This window comes from Ferruginibacter sp. (genome assembly GCF_028288465.1).
Classification (GTDB): domain Bacteria; phylum Bacteroidota; class Bacteroidia; order Chitinophagales; family Chitinophagaceae; genus Ferruginibacter.
Genome location: NZ_JAQBNR010000027.1, coordinates 1 through 17,160, shown reverse-complemented (window position 1 = coordinate 17,160; position 17,160 = coordinate 1). Strand labels below are relative to the sequence as shown.

The following is a 17,160-nucleotide window of genomic DNA, read 5'->3' as shown; positions in this document are numbered from 1 at the left end:
ATACAAGCAGCTAGATAATTGTAATGGAACGGGTAACACTTTTTGAAAGTGTTACCCGTTCCGTTTTTTTCTTTTGCAATGCCACAAACCCGATTTTTCATCGGTACTTTCATATTCATTTATTTATAGTTATCTTGGAGTATGTCAAAACCATTTGATATACCCGTTTGGAAAAAGGCGCCGTTTATCAGGCTGCTGGTGCCTTTGATTGCAGGCATACTCCTTGAATGGTACCTGCAAATTCCGGTTGCTGCATGTTTAACCGGGGTGATGTGTTTCAGCATTGCTTACGGGCTGTTTTTTCTGTTTCCGATGGCTGTACAGTTTAAACTGCAGTCTTTGCAAGCCGTTATTCTGAACCTGCTAATTGTTTGTTTCGGTTTGCTGATAACCTGGCAAAAAGATATGCACCATAACAACAATTGGTTTGGCCAATATTACCAGGAGGATGATTATTTGGTGGTAAGGATTAATGAACCCCTGATTGAAAAACCAAAATCATATAAAGCAGATGGTTATGTGGAAGCGATCATTCATCACGATACGCTGGTGAAAACTGAAGGAAAAGTGTTATTGTATTTCGCAAAAGATTCGCTTCCTGCCGGGTTGCAATATGGCGATAAAATAATCATTAATAAAAAGCTGCAGGCGATAAAAAATTCAGGCAATCCCGGAGCATTTAATTACCAGCGTTATGCCGCCTTTCAATCAATTTTTCACAATGTTTTTCTGCAGCCAAAAGATTGGGTGCGACTGGATGAGAAAAATGTCAATGCTTTCAGGCAATTTATTTTTTCTTCCAGGGCAGCTATCCTGTCTGTATTGCAAAAAAATATTTCATCAGGCAAAGATGAATTAGGTATTGCAGAAGCCTTGCTGATTGGGTATACCAACGATTTGGATAAAGACCTGGTGCAGGCTTACAGCAATACCGGCGTAGTACACATTATTGCCATTTCCGGCATGCACCTGGCACTGATTTATGGATTACTGGTGTGGCTGTTTGCCAGGATTCCGCTGATAAATAAGTCAACAGTTACACAGATAATACTGATATTAGCCTGCCTTTGGATTTTTTCTTTATTAACTGGCGCTGCAGCCTCCGTATTACGATCAGCAGTGATGTTTACTTTTATTGCTGTAGGTAAAAAATTATCTAAGCAATCCTCCATTTATAATTCACTGGCCGGCTCTGCGCTTGTAATGCTTTGTTACAACCCCTATTTTTTATGGGATGTTGGATTTCAGTTATCCTACCTCGCCGTTGTAGGTATTATTATTTTTCAAAAAGCCATTTACAACTGGTTCTACATTAAAAATAAATTGCTCGACGAAATTTGGAAACTGATGGCTATTTCGCTGGCGGCACAGGTGCTTACTTTTCCTATCTGCATTTATTATTTTCACCAGTTCCCTAATCTTTTTCTCATCACAAATATTGTGGCAGTGCCATTGTCAGGCATTATATTATTTGTAGAAATTGGTTTGATCGCTTTTTCATGGGTACCGTTTGCAGGCAGTTTTCTTGGTATGCTGGCAGGTTGGATGGTTTGGTTAATGAATAGCATTATCCGCCTGGTAAGCGAAGTTTCTTTTGCAGTCTGGGACAATATTCCCTCTTCAGTTGCCAGTACATGGTTACTATATGCAGTTGTAATTGGGGTGGGCATGTGGTTGCTGAATCAAAGCAAAGCTTCTTTCAGGATGGCGATCATTTCTTTATTGGCATTTGTAATATTGCAGGCCTGGGAAAACTGGAAGATTAGACAACAGCAACAATTAATTGTATACAATGTACCGCAGCACCAGGCCATTGATTTTGTGGCTGGCAACGAGTTCCATTTCGTAGGAGACAGTATTTTGCTGGAGGATGGCGTACTGCAAAATTTTCATTTAAAGCCGGCGCGGATTGCATTGCAATTGCACAAACAGAGCGATTCCATGCAGACCGTTTTTCAGCGGCAGCAATTCTACCAGTTTGGGAATAAAAAAATATTACTTATTGATAAACCTATGAGGTTTGAACAGGGTCTGCAAAAAACAGATGTTGATTTGATTATCATTTCAAAAAATCCTTCACTCAGCATTTCCCGGCTGGCAGCTGTGTTTAATTGCGGCAAATATATTTTTGATGCCTCAAACAGTTTTCGAAAGATTGCCCAGTGGCAGAAAGATTGTGCGGAACTGCATTTGAATTTTTTTTCCATACCTGCCAGTGGTGCCTATGTTTGTAACATTAAGATTTAAGTTATTAACTTGCGGCTTGATTTTTCGTTGGAATTTTTTTAAATAATCAGTTATCAAAAAGCCATTATCTCTATACTACGCTGCTATCCGCCTGTGCAAAATAAACCTGTCAGGACTGTTGTTTTTTGGCATTTTTTGTTGTGTTAAAGCTGATGCCGGGGCTTTTAAAAAATGGCCCGAAATGATCGATCATCATTTTCCCTTTAAAATAAATTGCTTATCGGCCTGTAACAACTCAAATTATTTCCTCAATGACAGCTTACCAAAGTACAGTGTTGATACGGTGGTGATTCCCTTTGAGTATAAGCAATCCGCCTTATTTCAGCCATTTACTTTTAAAGCCATCGACAGTGTAATTGGCATATTACTCGAGCGGGACGATGTATTGCTTTCCATCAACGGCTATGCACATGTAGATGAGGCCGGTGATTCTATTTGTTATTATCTGTCACTTAACAGAGCGCTGGTAATTAAAGATTATGTGCTTGGGCGGGGCGTTGACAGCATGCGGATTACTTCCTTAAAAGGCTGGGGCAATGTACGTTCAAGAAACCGCAAAACCAATGCAGACATATTACGGTATAATTGCCGTGCCGAGATCATGCTAAGTTATCCCTTGCCACCGCCACCATTGGCTGTAAATGACCGGGATGAAGATGGCGTTGCTGATGAAGTGGATGAATGCCCGGATGAGTACGGAGAAATTTTAAAATACGGATGCCCGGATAAAAGCGCCATCATCGTTCCTTTTGAACCGGAGCAATTCTCCCTGTTTTCTGTTTCTTATGCCGTATTGGATAGTGTAAAAGCAATATTATTAAGGGATCCGACCGTTTCAATTACGATTGCAGGATACGCATATAAAACTGAAGGAGTAGATGCTGTTTGCAAAAAATTGGCCAGCGAACGGGCTGATATTGTGAGGCGTTACTTACTAAGCCGGGGTATTGATGCCGAAAGAATTTTATTTTCCAAAGGGCTGGGGAAATCAAAATCTATAAATGCCGGTAGAAATCCGCTGGAAATTATCCGTAACGCAAGGGCAGAAATATCATTGATCAGGCGCTGATATTTACAATCAAACTTTTGGTTGCCTTGTTTCTTCACGACCTGTTTACAATTTGAGGGTAATATAATTTTCCATCGATATTTACCACGGCCAAAAATCCTAATTTTGCGCCATTATTAAAAAGCCGGGCTAAACATCCCGGAAATCCACAATTATCAGGCAATGAACAAAAAAATTCAGTCGGCACTAATTTCCGTTTTTTATAAAGATGGCTTAGAAAATATTATTAAAGAATTGCACCAGCTCGGCATAACGATTTATTCAACCGGTGGTACGCAACAGTTTATTGAAGCTTTGAATGTGCCGTGCGTTCCGGTAGAGTCGTTAACCAGTTACCCATCTATCTTAGGCGGGCGGGTTAAAACGCTGCATCCTTCTGTATTTGGCGGTATCCTGGGTAAACGGAATGATGAGACGCACGTGCAGGAAATGAAGCAATACAATATCCCTGAGCTTGACCTGGTAATTGTTGATTTGTACCCTTTTGAAGAAACCGTTAAATCAACAACAGACGAAAAATTAATCATAGAAAAGATTGATATTGGCGGGCCGTCAATGATCAGGGGCGCCGCAAAAAATCATGCAGATGTAGTGGTGATTGCTGCTAAAAAAGATTATGCCTTGCTGGAGCAAATTTTAAAAGATCAACAAGGTGAAACCACACTGGAACAACGACGTGCTTTTGCCATCAAGGCTTTTAATGTTTGCACCGGTTATGACCTGGCCATATCCAATTATTTCAACCAGACAGATTTTGCCAATCCATTTGACAAAACAAAAACTGTGTTGCGTTACGGCGAAAACCCGCACCAGCAGGGCATTTTCTACGGTAACCAGGAAGAAATTTTTGATAAACTCCATGGCAAAGAATTATCGTATAACAACCTGGTAGATGTAGATGCCGCTGTTCAATTGATACAAGATTGCAACACAGCTAACTCTCCTTCAGCGGATGGGGGCAGCGAGGTCACCTTCGCCATCATCAAACATACTAACCCCTGTGGCATCGCAGCAAGAGCAACTGTAAAAGAAGCATGGGATGCGGCGCTGGCAGGCGATCCCGAGAGTGCTTTTGGCGGTGTATTGGTTTGCAACGCAGCCATCGATAAAGCAACAGCGGAAGCCATCAACGAGATATTTTTTGAAGTGCTGATTGCACCTTCTTTCGATGCAGATGCACTGGAAATTTTGCAGACAAAAAAGAACCGCATATTGCTTGTTCAGAAAACAGCCTTAACAGCAACACATCAATTTAAATCTGTTTTAAACGGCACGCTTACACAACAAAATGACGTGGGCAATTTTACAGAATGGAAAGAAGCCGGAGGTAGAGAAACAACTGCAGTTGAAAAAGAAGACCTGGCTTTTGCAAACCTGGTTGCCAAACATTTAAAGAGTAATTCTATAGCGCTTGTAAAAAATAAGCAACTCATTGGCAAGGGTTGCGGACAAACTTCCCGTATTGATTCTTTGCGCCAGTCGATTGAAAAAGCAAAGCAATTTAATTTTGATTTAGCAGGGGCGGCACTGGCCAGTGATGCATTTTTTCCTTTTGATGATTGCGTAAAAATTGCGCATGCAGCGGGCATCGCTTCCTTTATACAGCCTGGCGGTTCTATCCGCGATAAAGACTCAATCGAATACTGCAAACAAAACAACCTCGCCATGGTAATAACGGGACTGCGTCATTTTAAACATTAAGCTTAAGCGCCTGCAAGTATAAGGCGGTCAATGAAAGAGCTCGCCAATAATATCATCGCTAAAACGCCCTTCAACCGCCCCGGCGGAAGAGCCATACTGGCGTTGATTTGGGTATGCTTTTTTTGGGGCACCACCTGGATTGCTTCCAAACAGGGTGTACAATATATTCCGGCAATACAGATGTGTGGTATCCGCCAGTTGTGCGGTGGTACGCTTTACTTATTGTATTTTTTGTACAAAAAACAACCCTGGCCAAAAGGCAGGCAATGGGTAACCATTTTAATTTTAAGCGCCCTTAATTTTATGCTCACCAATACGCTCAGCACCTGGGGTGTAAAATATATTTCCAGCGGTCTCGGCGCCATTATCGCAGCCATTGTTCCTCTTTGGATTGTCATCATTACCCTGTTTGAAGGAGCACGCCTTCCCTCAAAAGCTATCACAGGACTCATTCTTGGCTTCGGTGGTATTTGTATTATTTTTTACGATCACCTCAAAGATTTCTTAAACGCCGATTTTCGCCTTGGTATTTTCTTATCACTTGCGGCAAGTATTTCATGGGCTTTTGGAGGCGTATATACCAAAAAACATGCGGCCAATTTCAATCCCTATTTCAGTATGGGTTTGCAAATGCTGATCTCCTGTGTGGCATTGTTCAGCATTACCTATACTACGGGCGACTCCATCAATATCGCCGACATTCCGCTGAATGGCTGGCTGGCAGTAAGCTATCTCGTAATTGTAGGTTCTGTGTTAACTTTTATTGCATACGTATATATGCTGCAGCGCTTGCCCACTTCACAAGGTTCAATTTATGCCTATATAAACCCAGTGGTGGCGGTTCTTTTGGGTGCCATTCTTTTCAATGAAAAATTAAATATGTATGTTGCTATTGGTGGTGCGGTAACTATTTTTGGTGTTTACCTTGTAAACGACAGTTTCAGAAAAAAGCTGATGTAGAAAAGTAAAAAAATATTGGTCCGGGCCAGGAAGCCCTGGGTATCATCGTTGCATCGCCCTCTTTTACCATATACCTTTTTGGTACTTTAGCCTTCTTACCGTTACCGAGTGCTCTGTTACAGACAACAATAAAAATCGATAATCAAAATGCATCCACTTTAATACTCACATAATCTTCTTAAGAAAATTTTCATACATCCTTCCCCAGCCTTTATATAAGTTATCTTCCCCCACCATGTGATTATGCCAGATGGTAATCAGTTCTCCGTTCACTTCTTTGCACGCAGTATAATACTGCATCAATTCTTCAAAAGCCGAATCAGCCGACAATTTTTGTTCGTAATAACTGTTGGCTTCCATAAAACAAAAAGGATGAATGCGCAGCGAAGTAGTTTCATTATTTTCTAAATCAAACCAGTAAAAAGAGGAAGTAACAGAAGCCCTGAACCCATTGATGCTGCCATAGCCCATGCTGTAATCATCACTGATATTTTCTTTCAAAAGTCTGCGGTAACCAGCGGGCAAATTAAAGCGGATATAATGCTGACGTGATTTGGTGATTTCCTGCTGGCTCATCAATCTTAACTGCGCTATTTCCTTAGTCAACAAATTATCATCATCCCCACTTTGCCAGGAAGGATGAATGCCAATCGCACATTTATCAGCATGCTTTTTAGCCAGTTGATACATGGCCTTTTTAGCAGGTAAAATATTTTTATCATACAAGCCATTTTTTGCCGCCACTAAAAAAAAGTAAACCGGATATAACTTATACTGCTCATGAAGATCAATCAGCCAATCATATGTATCAAACGGGTCTTTACGCAACCCCAATAAAATCTGTATTCTATCCAGCGAAGGCGATTTTAAAAAACCACCAACATTCCGCATCAAACCTTTGTGTTTAAAAGAGTAAGCAATATCAACATCGTAAGTAGGAATGAATTTAAAAACCGGAACATGAATAACAAGCGATGGAAATTTATTTTGAAGTGCAACCGCAAAATCCTTCACCCAAATATTTATCAATGGCAGGTGTAAAAAATCTTCCCTAAAAGCCAGAGAATTTTCATGTGCATACCGGCCATACATATCTTTTTGATGCTGTAGGTATTCTTCGTAACGGCTCAGTAAATAAAAAGCAGTGGAAAAAATATCAAAGGCAAAATCACTGTTTTCTGTTTTAAAAAAGGCTTTGTAATTATTTATTTTAAAGCAATCAATTGTTTGAGGAGTTATTGTTTGCTCAGCCAGCAAGCCGGTAGGTGACAGATGAAATTCATTGCTGCAAACAGGACTGTTGCTGTAGTTGATTTTTATTCCCTCATAGGTTTTAAATACTTCGCAGCCGGTGGTTACTATACATTCGATGCCCAGCAATTCCTCAAAAATAAAAGAACAGATATACTGTAAACGGGGCAAATGATTTTGAGTGTATAAAAGTACCTTCATTAAACTTCTAAATATATTTGAAGGTAATACTGTTGCTGTGCTTTGGCAAATCAATCAACTAAAAGTAATAGCGACTTCTTACTAAACTTATTTTTTTACTGTATCAATTTAGCAATCTGCTGAAATGGGATGGTATTTGCCATGTCAAGTATCTGCGTATCTGTACAGTCATCCACTTTAAAAGTAATCAGTGCATTGCCCAGTGGCATTTGCAACTGATAATCATTTTTATCATCTGTGCTGCCCGGCTGTTTTTCAAGCCTTGCTTTGTAGCCCTGTACCTTCACTGTTTTTGTTTTGCCATCGCTCATCATCCCGCCCAGCAAAGGCGAATTTAAAAATGAATTGATCATCGCAACCATTGGCGAATTGCTGATAATCGAAAGGTCCGCCTGCTTACCTGGCTTTCCATAAACGCGGTGAATGGTGCAACCAATAAAACCAACATTGGAAGTTACATTGTCGTCTTTGGCATTGTTTGTTAACGAGTCCATTTTTGGCGGGAGTAGTTTCAATACTTCTTTGCCAACAATCAAATCCACTTCCTGCATTGCCTGCTGTAAAGCAAAATGCGTGTCTTCCAGTTTGCCTGCACTGTAGGCGGTTTTGGCATTGGTCATTGCTTTGGCAAAGTCCTGCGCCATGCAATTAATGCTGTATATTAAAACGGCGCTTATTGTTATAATGAATTTCATAATTATTTTTATTGCAAATTAAAATTATTGTTCACCCAGCATTTTTTTGATGCCATCAATATCAAAGCTATTGGCGGCTGCCATTACTTCCTGCTCATTGGCAAAGTTGATGCATTCCCACACGATCATGGAAGTTTGGCCAATCGGTACAATCAACGTATAGCCTTTACTGTCTTCATATTGAATGATGGCCTTATTGCCTTTTACCCTTACCTGTTTAAAATTTTGTTTTTCTCCATTGGCTTCCATCATGGTGGCATTGGCGAAATACATATTGGCAAGGCCTGAATAAATGCCTGCATTTCCAATGCTCACCGTCAGCTGTTTATCAGCACCATTTTTGTACACCCGCTGAATGTTCAGGTTGCTCCAGCCCCATTGTGTGCTCATCACTTTATCCTGCATTGTATCTGCCGGTAAAGCAACAATCGTTGCTGGCAGCGACTTAAGGATTTGCCTGCCCAGTTGAATCTCAACGCCCATCAAAGCCTGTTGCAAAGAGTAACGGGCATCGTTGTAATTTTTGGCGCCATGGGCTGTTTCTGCTTCCGCCATTTGTGCCTTTACATCAGGCGGCTCCGTATTACTTAATCCGCCGCCACCTTTATTGGCAGGCTTGCCTGAAGATGAATTGGAATTGCTATTGTTGCTTCCCTGGTCCGTTGGAATACCAGTTTTCTTTTCTACTTCGTTGCCAAGCGCTTTGTCAACAGTTTTATTCACTTTGTCTTTCATTTTTTTGAGAAAGCTTTGGGAATAGCAGTCATTTGAAAGTGTTAGCACCGTTACAAAACAAACCGGAAAAAAGATCCGTTTCATGATATATAGTTTTGAGTGATGGACATTTTGAAGCCTTTAAAGTAAGGAGTTAAATTTGTTTTTGCAATATCGGCCGTCAGTAAGATCAAAAATTTCTCCCGCCAGGCTTATTGAAGCGAACAAAAATTAATTTCAAGATAAGAGGCTCTGATGTTAAATTTTTTCGGGAGGATATAAGGTTGTAGCAGCACAACAAATTTATTAAGATAAATTGTTTGCAGGCAAAATAATTTTAGGCTTCAGAAATTGAAAGACAAAAATGAAAGTCAGAATTTGTTTGGATGGAATTGTTTACAAGGTCACTTATCTTTTCTTTCCTTCCACATTTCATTGAAAGTTTTTTTACTAAATTCAAGATGGCTGCGGTTTTTGCTCCATCCTTTAAAGAGGCCATTTACCACTTTATTTTTTAAATCACCATTACCCATATTCATGAGCCGCCTGTTCAGGCTGGAGAGTTTCCAGAGTTTCCAGGCCATTTTTTCAGCTATTGGAGCAAACCCTTCTTCTACAGATTCGTGCCGGTTTTCCAGCAATAATTCGTGCAGGCTTATTTTTACCGGGCATACTTCGGTACAGGCGCCGCAGAGGGAAGATGCATAACTTAAATGCTTAAAATCCTGCATGCCCTGCAGGTTGGGCGTAATCACACTTCCTATCGGACCGCTATAAGTAGTGCCATATGCATGACCACCAATATTTTTATACACCGGGCAAACATTCAGGCAAGCCCCGCAGCGAATGCAATACAAGCTTTGGCGCTGTGCCGGATTTTTTAAAATGTTGGTTCGTCCGTTGTCCAGTAATATCACATACATTTCTTCTGGTCCATCAGTTTCATTGGCTTGCCTCGGACCGGCAATAATGGTGTTGTAAACAGTCACCATCTGCCCTGTACCAAAAGTAGAAAGCAGCGGCCAAAACAACGCCAGGTCTGTCATGGAAGGAATCATTTTTTCAATGCCCACAATCACGATATGCGTTTTTGGAAAAGCACAACTTAGCCGTGCATTCCCTTCATTTTCTGTAACGGCTACAGCCCCGATATCGCCGATGATAAAATTGGCACCGGTAATACCAATTTCCGCCTGCGTATATTTTTCACGCAAAATTTTTCGTGCTACCTGCGTTAATTCTTCAGGAGTATAATTTGGGGGCGTACCCAGTTTTTGATTGAACAACCTGGCCACATCTTCCTTGCTTTTGTGCATGGCAGGCGTTACAATATGGTAAGGCGGTTCACCGTCCAGTTGCTGTATGTATTCGCCCAGGTCGGTTTCCACACTTTCAATTCCATTTTCTTCCAGCGCATGGTTCAGGTGAATTTCTTCAGTTACCATGCTCTTACTTTTTACAACGGTCTTGCAGTGTTTGGCTCTGCAAATGGCCAATATTTCTTCAATAGCCTGCCCTGCAGTTTCTGCCCAAATAACTTTACCACCCCGTTGGGTAAAATTTGTTTCAAATGCCAGCAGGTGCTGATCCAGGTTTTCTATAGCCTGCCACTTAATATTTTTAGCAGTTTTTTTTGCCAGCTCAATATTGGTAAACTGCTCTTTGCCCTTTGGCACTACGGCATTGTACCTGCCTATATTAAAATTTATTTTGCGGCGATGGTCAAGGTCGGCAGCTTTGATGGTGCTTTTGGCAATGAATGTTGCTGATTGTTCGGACATGTTTAAATTTTGTAACCGGCTAATTGCAAAAAGCAACGGCAGATGGCGACGCTCCGTTCAGCAGTTGTAATTGCTATGGTTTTTTATTGAAGCGAAATTACCGCATAAAATTCGTTTATTTAATCCTTGTTAAAGTGCCCGTTTGGTAGCTGTTAATAAGGTAACTATCTACAGAAGGCGTTTCTGCTGTTCCTTTGCCCGATGCCTTTTTCTCATTCAGATTAATGCTTAAAAATTCCACCGCCAACTGATCATTTTCTACCCGGTAATTATCTACAATTGTATTACCCTGCACCGTAAAAGCACCGTGAACAGCATTGCCGTGCACATAGCAATCAAGCAATATTCCATCTCTTTCATCTACTACCCAATGCCCTTTGGCTGTATCAACAGGTTTTAAAATATAAGGCCGGTTGTCTTTCAAAGAATCTCCATAAATAATTTGCCAGGTATATTGCCCGGCTGTATCCGTAGGTTGTATGCGTAGTTGCATAGTGAATTGCCGGGTGGGTTTTCCAGCCCTTAGCCATTGCAGTGTACCTTTCCAGTTACCGGTAAATGACTGCGGAAAGGCTTGAGTTGTAATATTTTTAATTGTTGCAGTTTGTGCAAATAATGTCAGCTGTATCAGCCACACTATGGCAGCCAGAAATAATTTCTTCATAGATTAATTTCTTTCTCATCAGGAGTGCTTAAAGCGTTGAAGTCAACACCCCTAAAACTTTACCCACTTTTGTAAATGCGGCAATAGCTTTATCCAAATGTTCCTGTTCATGTGCAGCACTTAGTTGTACCCTTATCCTGGCCTGGCCTTTGGCTACCACCGGAAAGAAAAATCCAATCACATAAATGCCTTCTTCCAGTAAATGGGCTGCGAAGTTTTGTGCCACTACCGCATCGTATAACATGATAGGCACTATAGGATGTTCGCCCGGTTTAATTTCAAAACCGGCCTCGGCCATTTTACTTCTGAAGTATTTTGTGTTGTAGGCTAATTTATCTCTTAACTCAGTTGTTTCACTCAGCATATCCAGAACTGCAATGGAAGCGCCCACAATACTGGGTGCAAGCGTATTGCTAAACAAATAAGGACGGCTGCGCTGGCGTAACATTTCAATGATTTCTTTTCTGCCACTGGTGAAACCTCCGCTGGCGCCGCCCAGTGCTTTGCCTAATGTACCGGTAATAATATCCACCCGCCCCATTACGCCACGGTACTCATGTGTACCCCTGCCCGTTTTGCCCAAAAAACCACTGCTGTGGCATTCATCCGTCATCACAATGGCATCATAGCGGTTAGCCAGGTCACAAATTTTATCCAGTTGTGCAATGGTACCGTCCATACTGAAAGAACCATCAGTAACAATAATGCGGCTGCGCAGGTGTGCACTTGCTTTTAACTGTTCTTCCAGACTTTCCATATTGTTGTGTTCGTAACGAAAACGCTGTGCTTTGCATAAACGAACGCCATCAATGATGGAGGCATGGTTCAATGCATCGCTGATAATGGCATCTTCTTCACCAAACAAGGGCTCAAAAACGCCGCCATTAGCGTCAAAAGCTGCCGCGTACAAAATGGTATCTTCTGTACCCAAAAAATCTGCAATCTTTTTTTCCAGTTCTTTATGAATGTCTTGCGTACCGCAGATAAACCGTACGCTGCTCATGCCATAGCCGCGGGTATCAATGTATTTCTTGGCGGCTTCCGTCACTTTGGGGTGATCCGACAAACCCAGGTAATTATTGGCACAAAAGTTAAGCACCTTGTTGCCATTTACAATAATTTCTGCACCCTGGGGGCTGGCAATGATGCGTTCTTTTTTTAATAAACCAGCTGTTTCAATTGCTGAGAGTTCGGTTGCTATTCTTTGTACAAATTGTTGGTTCATCTGTTGTCAATTTTCTTATAAATAAAAATTTGCAGTTTGCTACGAGAGTTATGGATTTATACAACCCGGTATTCATCATCTGCAGGACAAATTTAGTGTAAGCCGCCTCTGAATTTACAGCACACTTATAATAAGTTTAACAATTATTACTAAACACTGTAACTTTTTACTTTTATTTTCGTTACACCCCACAAAACAGCCGTTTATGCCACTAAAAAAATCTGCTATGTTACTGATTGCGCTGGCAATAAGCTCAATTTCAGTATTGGTGTACTCAGCAAATACAATAATGCCCGCAACTAAAACAATTAACTGTTGCAAACAGGTCAATCAAAAGGAACTTTTTGTTCCCTGGAATATGGTTGCGCATTCAATGTTGCTATCCAAAGCATAAATATTTTTTATTTTGTAACTTTTCTTTTAGCGAGCCGTATTTAATTTAACCAATCAACTAAATCAATTAACCCACGCACCAATTGTTTATGACGGAAAGAGAGTATAACCAATGTGTAAATCAGTATGCAGACAATGTGTACCGCTTTATACTGAAAAATCTGGGGCATGAAGCAGATGCGCAGGATGTGGTGCAGGGTGCATTTGAAAAAATGTGGGTTAACAGGCAACAGGTGGAGAATGAGCGGTGTAAAAGTTATTTATTTACGGTAGCCTATCATCAAATGATAGACCATATAAGAAAAAATAAAAGGATCACTTTAAAGGAAGAGTTTAAAGAGGAGGCAAAAGTAACCAACCGCCAGCAACACGATACAAAAAAAGTATTGAATGACGCGTTGAATAAATTAACCGATATACAGAAAAGTTTAGTGATGCTGAAAGATTATGAAGGGTACAGTTACCAGGAAATTGGTGAAATAACAGGGTTAAATGAAAGCCAGGTAAAAGTATATTTACACCGGGCACGGTTACTGCTGAGGGAATATATCGTTAACCCGGAAAACGTTATTTAGCAGTTGGAATTGTAAAGTAGAAAAGTGCCGGTGGGTTTTAAAAATTAAAGCAATGAACATTAACCGAAATAATTACGAATCATTTTTTTTACTGTATACCGATAATGAATTGTCTGCTGCGGAAAGGAAAGCTGTTGAGTTATTTGTAAAGGATAATGCAGATCTGAAACAGGAACTGGATATGTTGCAACAAACTGTTGTGCAGCCCGACAAATTTATTTTTTCAGCAAAAGGCAGCTTGTTTAAACCAGAAGCTATTTCAGCTGAAACAGAAGAAAGATTATTGCTGTATATCGACGGGGAGTTAAGCGCACCAATGACGAAAGAGCTCAAAGCAGTGGTTAGTGCAGATAATAAAGTAGCCGCCGAATTAAGTGTATTGCTACAAGCAAAATTATCGGCCGATACAATGATTGTTTTTCCTGAAAAAAATGTATTGTACAGAAAGGATGATAATAAAGTAATACCATTTGGTTGGTGGAAGCTGGCTGCCGCCGCCGTTTTTATTGGATTCGGTATCTGGGGTATGAAATGGTACGCCAACCAAACAAATGTTGATACAACAACCCAGGTTGCCAGTACAACAAACCCCCAGCCGGCCATTACCCTTTCAGATACCAATGCTAAAAAAACTGTTACGCAGCATGTAATTGCAGCTACGCAGGCCACGTCACCGAAAGAAGAAATCATGCTTAAAAAAATTAAGCCTGCTAATCAAATGAAGGCCCGGCAGATTATTGTTCATGAAGAGAAAATATTGGTAAAGGCAATAAAAGAAATTAAACCCAGTAACAATTTACCCAAGCCTTATTTTGAAAATATTAACAATATAAAAAGTAACCCAAATGATGTTGCCGGCGTAACACCACAAACGCAGAAAAGTAACTTACCTGCAACTAACAGTGAAGGTACCGATGGAATAAAAAGACAATCCACAGCAGACAATAACGTTTACACTGCTGCATTTTCTGAAACCAATAATGACAAACAAGATCAGTTTGCCTTTTCAGATGACGAACCCAAAAAATCGAGGATTGGCGGCCTTTTCCGCAAAGCAAAACGTTTACTTGAACGTAACACCAAAATGAAACAAGGCGATACCAATTTAAAAGTCGCCAACCTGGAATTTGCAATTCAATAAATTTAAAAAAGAAACGATGAAGAAGTTATTTACACTAATGGTGCTGGCATTAATATGCACTGCAGCCAATGCCCAAAACGACAGTACAAAAACAGATTCCACCAGGGGGCGAAGCGAAAGAAGTGACACCATCCGTATAGGAAATATTGTAATTATTACAAATGGAGCAAACCACCGAGAGTCTGGCAGTAACACCAGTATTTCCATGGAAAGAAGGCGTCATAAAAAATTATCCAACATCAGTACCAACTGGGGTATTGTTGATTTAGGTTTTGCCAATTATACCGATAAAACAAATTATATCGCAGCCACAGCAGCACAGAATTTGGTAAACGCACCCGGCAGCAGTTTTCCATTGGGTGCCGGTGATTTTAAATTAAGGGCGGCAAAAAGTGTGGATGTTAATTTATGGCTTTTTATGCAGCGGCTCAACCTGATTCAGCATCATGTTAATTTAAAATACGGGTTGGGGCTGGAATTAAATAATTATCGTTTTCGTTCCAATATTTCGTTTAAAGAACCAGGCATTTCTCCTTATTCTTCCAATGTGTCAATACCCAATGCTTACGTGATAAGGGACTCCATTAGTTTTTCTAAAAACAAACTGGCAGCTGACTATATTACTGTTCCGCTGATGCTCAATTTTGCCACTAACCCCGGTGATAATAAAAAAGGCGTTAGTTTAAGTGCAGGTATTAGTGCAGGTTATCTTTACGGACAGCGCAACAAGCAAATCAGTTCACAAAGAGGCAAGCAAAAAAACAAAGGAGATTATGATTTGGAACAATTTAAACTTTCCTATATCGCCGAAATTGGCCTCGGCCCGGTAAGATTATATGGCTCTTACAGCCCAAAATCAATATTTAAAAATCAAATGGATATGCGGCCTTATACATTAGGAATAAGGTTAAGCAACTGGTAAAAAAATTACTTTATTTTATATTTGCCATCCGGTTAAACGGGTGGCTTTTTTTTGCGTCTATTTATAAATTTGTTAATGTTCCACAGGTAAATGAAATAATATCAACCGGCATGTCGTTTGACTGTTGTTATCAAATTAAATAATTGTATGAATAAAAAGTGGGTGTTTATTTTCGGTGGTGGATGTACACTTGTTTCGTTGATGGCGTTTATGCCTGTCGCTAAAAATAAAATAACTGCTACCACAAGTCATATAAAAAAACATCGTACTACAGATACCACTGACAACCCTTATTACATAATTATTGATAAAAGTGATTATGAATTAAAAGTATTTGATGAAGATGGCTGGTATGCCACTTATCCTGTTGTTTTTGGTGGCAAAGATTTAGGTGATAAGATGAAAGAAGGAGACAGGAAAACACCCAACGGCAGTTTTAAAATAATCTTAAAAAAGATACATCCCAAATGGGGCCCCGAGCTTTTACTGGATTACCCTACCCCAATCAACTACCAGCGTTTTAATGAACGTAAACAAAAAGGGCTTATACCAAAAACTGCAAAGATTGGTGAAGGTATTGCGATACATGCAACCAGGCCCGAGGAAGAATGGACCATTGATAATTTTTACAACTGGACGGATGGTTGTATTTCTGTAAAGTACACTGAAATGAAAGATCTTTTCAGCTACATTCCGGTAGGTACTAAAGTTACCATTCAACCATAACATTCTAAAATTGATTTATAAAAATCAGGCTGCCATCTCCATAACTTAAAAACCTGAAATCGTTTTGTAACGCATAATCATATATGCTTTTCCAGTTGTTACCGATGGCTGCTGCAACCAGCAATAACAGCGTTGATTGCGGTTGATGGAAATTAGTTACCAGTGCTTTTATTATTTTAAATTTATAACCTGGTGCGATCAGTATCTGTGTTTTTGCAACGAGATTTTTATGATTGTTTTTATTCATCCATTGCAATAAAGATTGCAAAGCTGCTGAAGCTGTTATTGAAACGCCAGCCAGTGGATGTTCGTACACTTCCCATTGCCTAACGCCCAGCTCCTCTGCAGCAATTTCAGGAAATAAGATTGTTTTAACGCCCATCCAGTAAAGGCTTTCCAGCGTCCGCAAAGATGTGGTGCCCACCGCAATAATAGTATTATCAACATTTTTAATAAGCTCTTTTAGAAGGTCTGCCGTTACGTCCAGCCATTCAGCGTGCATTTCATGCTGTTGCATAGTACCGGCTTTAACGGGTTTAAAAGTACCTGCCCCTACATGCAGGGTTACAAAAGCCTTTTGAATATTCTTTTCTTTCAATGAAGTAAAAACATGGTCAGTAAAATGAAGACCGGCTGTGGGCGCTGCAACGGAGCCGTCGTGTGCTGCGTAAATAGTTTGGTATCTTTCTGTATCGCTGTTTTCTGCTTTTCTTTTTATATAGGGTGGCAGGGGAATTTCTCCCATGCAGGCGATCACCTCTGCAAAGCTCATACCGGCAGGTTGCCAGCTTAATTCAACAACATAAGCATCGCTTAATTTTTCCACCAGCCTTGCCAGTAGTTCTACCGCTATTCCACCAGCGGTGAATTTTTTTATCAATGATCCCTGTTTCCA

Annotated in this window: 15 protein-coding genes; 8 read left to right on the top strand and 7 right to left on the bottom strand. The window is 40.3% G+C overall.

Annotated elements, in window-relative coordinates:
- The first annotated feature begins 141 nt into the window (after positions 1–141).
- From JWR61_RS13335 to JWR61_RS13320, 4 genes are all read left to right on the top strand, one after another.
- On the top strand, positions 142–2,247 hold the full coding sequence (locus JWR61_RS13335; protein ID WP_301928270.1) for a ComEC/Rec2 family competence protein: 2,106 nt from the start codon (positions 142–144) through the stop codon (positions 2,245–2,247).
- Positions 2,248–2,428: 181 nt separating this feature from the next.
- Positions 2,429–3,316 (top strand): OmpA family protein, encoded by an 888-nt coding sequence (locus JWR61_RS13330; RefSeq protein WP_301928269.1) that lies wholly within the window; start codon positions 2,429–2,431, stop codon positions 3,314–3,316.
- Positions 3,317–3,478: 162 nt separating this feature from the next.
- A complete protein-coding gene (purH, locus tag JWR61_RS13325) occupies positions 3,479–5,017 on the top strand; it encodes a bifunctional phosphoribosylaminoimidazolecarboxamide formyltransferase/IMP cyclohydrolase (RefSeq protein ID WP_301928268.1) in 1,539 nt (512 codons plus the stop codon).
- 30 nt (positions 5,018–5,047) lie between these two features.
- Positions 5,048–5,977, top strand: a complete 930-nt coding sequence (locus tag JWR61_RS13320) for a DMT family transporter (protein ID WP_301928267.1) — start codon at positions 5,048–5,050, stop codon at positions 5,975–5,977.
- 165 nt (positions 5,978–6,142) lie between these two features.
- Here JWR61_RS13320 and JWR61_RS13315 read toward each other — a convergent pair whose 3' ends face one another.
- The 6 genes from JWR61_RS13315 to kbl all read right to left on the bottom strand — a co-directional run bounded on the left by JWR61_RS13315 (position 6,143) and on the right by kbl (position 12,508).
- Complete coding sequence (locus JWR61_RS13315) at positions 6,143–7,429, bottom strand: polysaccharide deacetylase family protein (RefSeq protein WP_301928266.1); 1,287 nt, start codon at positions 7,427–7,429, stop codon at positions 6,143–6,145.
- Between the two features lie 95 nt (positions 7,430–7,524).
- A complete protein-coding gene (locus JWR61_RS13310) occupies positions 7,525–8,124 on the bottom strand; it encodes a hypothetical protein (protein WP_301928265.1) in 600 nt (199 codons plus the stop codon).
- Between the two features lie 24 nt (positions 8,125–8,148).
- Positions 8,149–8,943: a hypothetical protein gene (locus JWR61_RS13305; protein ID WP_301928264.1), complete on the bottom strand. Its 795-nt coding sequence runs from the start codon at positions 8,941–8,943 to the stop codon at positions 8,149–8,151.
- Between the two features lie 299 nt (positions 8,944–9,242).
- Positions 9,243–10,619, bottom strand: coding sequence for a LutB/LldF family L-lactate oxidation iron-sulfur protein (locus JWR61_RS13300; RefSeq protein ID WP_301928263.1), 1,377 nt, complete (start codon positions 10,617–10,619; stop codon positions 9,243–9,245).
- A gap of 115 nt (positions 10,620–10,734) precedes the next feature.
- Positions 10,735–11,283: a hypothetical protein gene (locus tag JWR61_RS13295; RefSeq protein ID WP_301928262.1), complete on the bottom strand. Its 549-nt coding sequence runs from the start codon at positions 11,281–11,283 to the stop codon at positions 10,735–10,737.
- 28 nt (positions 11,284–11,311) lie between these two features.
- Positions 11,312–12,508: a glycine C-acetyltransferase gene (kbl, locus tag JWR61_RS13290; RefSeq protein WP_301928261.1), complete on the bottom strand. Its 1,197-nt coding sequence runs from the start codon at positions 12,506–12,508 to the stop codon at positions 11,312–11,314.
- Positions 12,509–12,990: 482 nt separating this feature from the next.
- Here kbl and JWR61_RS13285 point away from each other — a divergent pair, with 482 nt between their 5' ends.
- The 4 genes from JWR61_RS13285 (at position 12,991) to JWR61_RS13270 (ending at position 16,265) form a co-directional block, all read left to right on the top strand.
- Positions 12,991–13,476 carry an RNA polymerase sigma factor gene (locus tag JWR61_RS13285; RefSeq protein ID WP_290339689.1) on the top strand — a complete coding sequence of 162 codons (486 nt, stop codon included), beginning with the start codon at positions 12,991–12,993 and terminating at the stop codon, positions 13,474–13,476.
- 52 nt (positions 13,477–13,528) lie between these two features.
- Positions 13,529–14,617 carry a hypothetical protein gene (locus tag JWR61_RS13280; protein ID WP_301928260.1) on the top strand — a complete coding sequence of 363 codons (1,089 nt, stop codon included), beginning with the start codon at positions 13,529–13,531 and terminating at the stop codon, positions 14,615–14,617.
- Positions 14,618–14,633: 16 nt separating this feature from the next.
- On the top strand, positions 14,634–15,539 hold the full coding sequence (locus JWR61_RS13275) for an outer membrane beta-barrel protein (protein WP_301928259.1): 906 nt from the start codon (positions 14,634–14,636) through the stop codon (positions 15,537–15,539).
- A gap of 147 nt (positions 15,540–15,686) precedes the next feature.
- Entirely contained in the window at positions 15,687–16,265 is a 579-nt protein-coding gene (locus tag JWR61_RS13270) for a murein L,D-transpeptidase family protein (protein WP_290339692.1), read from the top strand.
- A 4-nt stretch (positions 16,266–16,269) separates the two neighbouring features.
- Here JWR61_RS13270 and JWR61_RS13265 read toward each other — a convergent pair.
- Positions 16,270–17,160, bottom strand: an 891-nt coding sequence (locus JWR61_RS13265) for an S-adenosylmethionine:tRNA ribosyltransferase-isomerase (protein WP_301928258.1), incomplete at its 5' end; no start/stop codon positions are given.

Coding starts and splice junctions, on each gene's coding strand:
- JWR61_RS13275 (WP_301928259.1), top strand. CDS start 14,634: ATGAAGAAGTTATTTACACTAATGGTGCTGGCATTAATATGCACTGCA.
- JWR61_RS13270 (WP_290339692.1), top strand. CDS start 15,687: ATGAATAAAAAGTGGGTGTTTATTTTCGGTGGTGGATGTACACTTGTT.
- JWR61_RS13310 (WP_301928265.1), bottom strand. CDS start 8,124: ATGAAATTCATTATAACAATAAGCGCCGTTTTAATATACAGCATTAAT.
- JWR61_RS13295 (WP_301928262.1), bottom strand. CDS start 11,283: ATGAAGAAATTATTTCTGGCTGCCATAGTGTGGCTGATACAGCTGACA.
- JWR61_RS13315 (WP_301928266.1), bottom strand. CDS start 7,429: ATGAAGGTACTTTTATACACTCAAAATCATTTGCCCCGTTTACAGTAT.
- JWR61_RS13285 (WP_290339689.1), top strand. CDS start 12,991: ATGACGGAAAGAGAGTATAACCAATGTGTAAATCAGTATGCAGACAAT.
- purH (WP_301928268.1), top strand. CDS start 3,479: ATGAACAAAAAAATTCAGTCGGCACTAATTTCCGTTTTTTATAAAGAT.
- JWR61_RS13335 (WP_301928270.1), top strand. CDS start 142: ATGTCAAAACCATTTGATATACCCGTTTGGAAAAAGGCGCCGTTTATC.
- JWR61_RS13330 (WP_301928269.1), top strand. CDS start 2,429: ATGATCGATCATCATTTTCCCTTTAAAATAAATTGCTTATCGGCCTGT.
- kbl (WP_301928261.1), bottom strand. CDS start 12,508: ATGAACCAACAATTTGTACAAAGAATAGCAACCGAACTCTCAGCAATT.
- JWR61_RS13320 (WP_301928267.1), top strand. CDS start 5,048: ATGAAAGAGCTCGCCAATAATATCATCGCTAAAACGCCCTTCAACCGC.
- JWR61_RS13300 (WP_301928263.1), bottom strand. CDS start 10,619: ATGTCCGAACAATCAGCAACATTCATTGCCAAAAGCACCATCAAAGCT.
- JWR61_RS13280 (WP_301928260.1), top strand. CDS start 13,529: ATGAACATTAACCGAAATAATTACGAATCATTTTTTTTACTGTATACC.
- JWR61_RS13305 (WP_301928264.1), bottom strand. CDS start 8,943: ATGAAACGGATCTTTTTTCCGGTTTGTTTTGTAACGGTGCTAACACTT.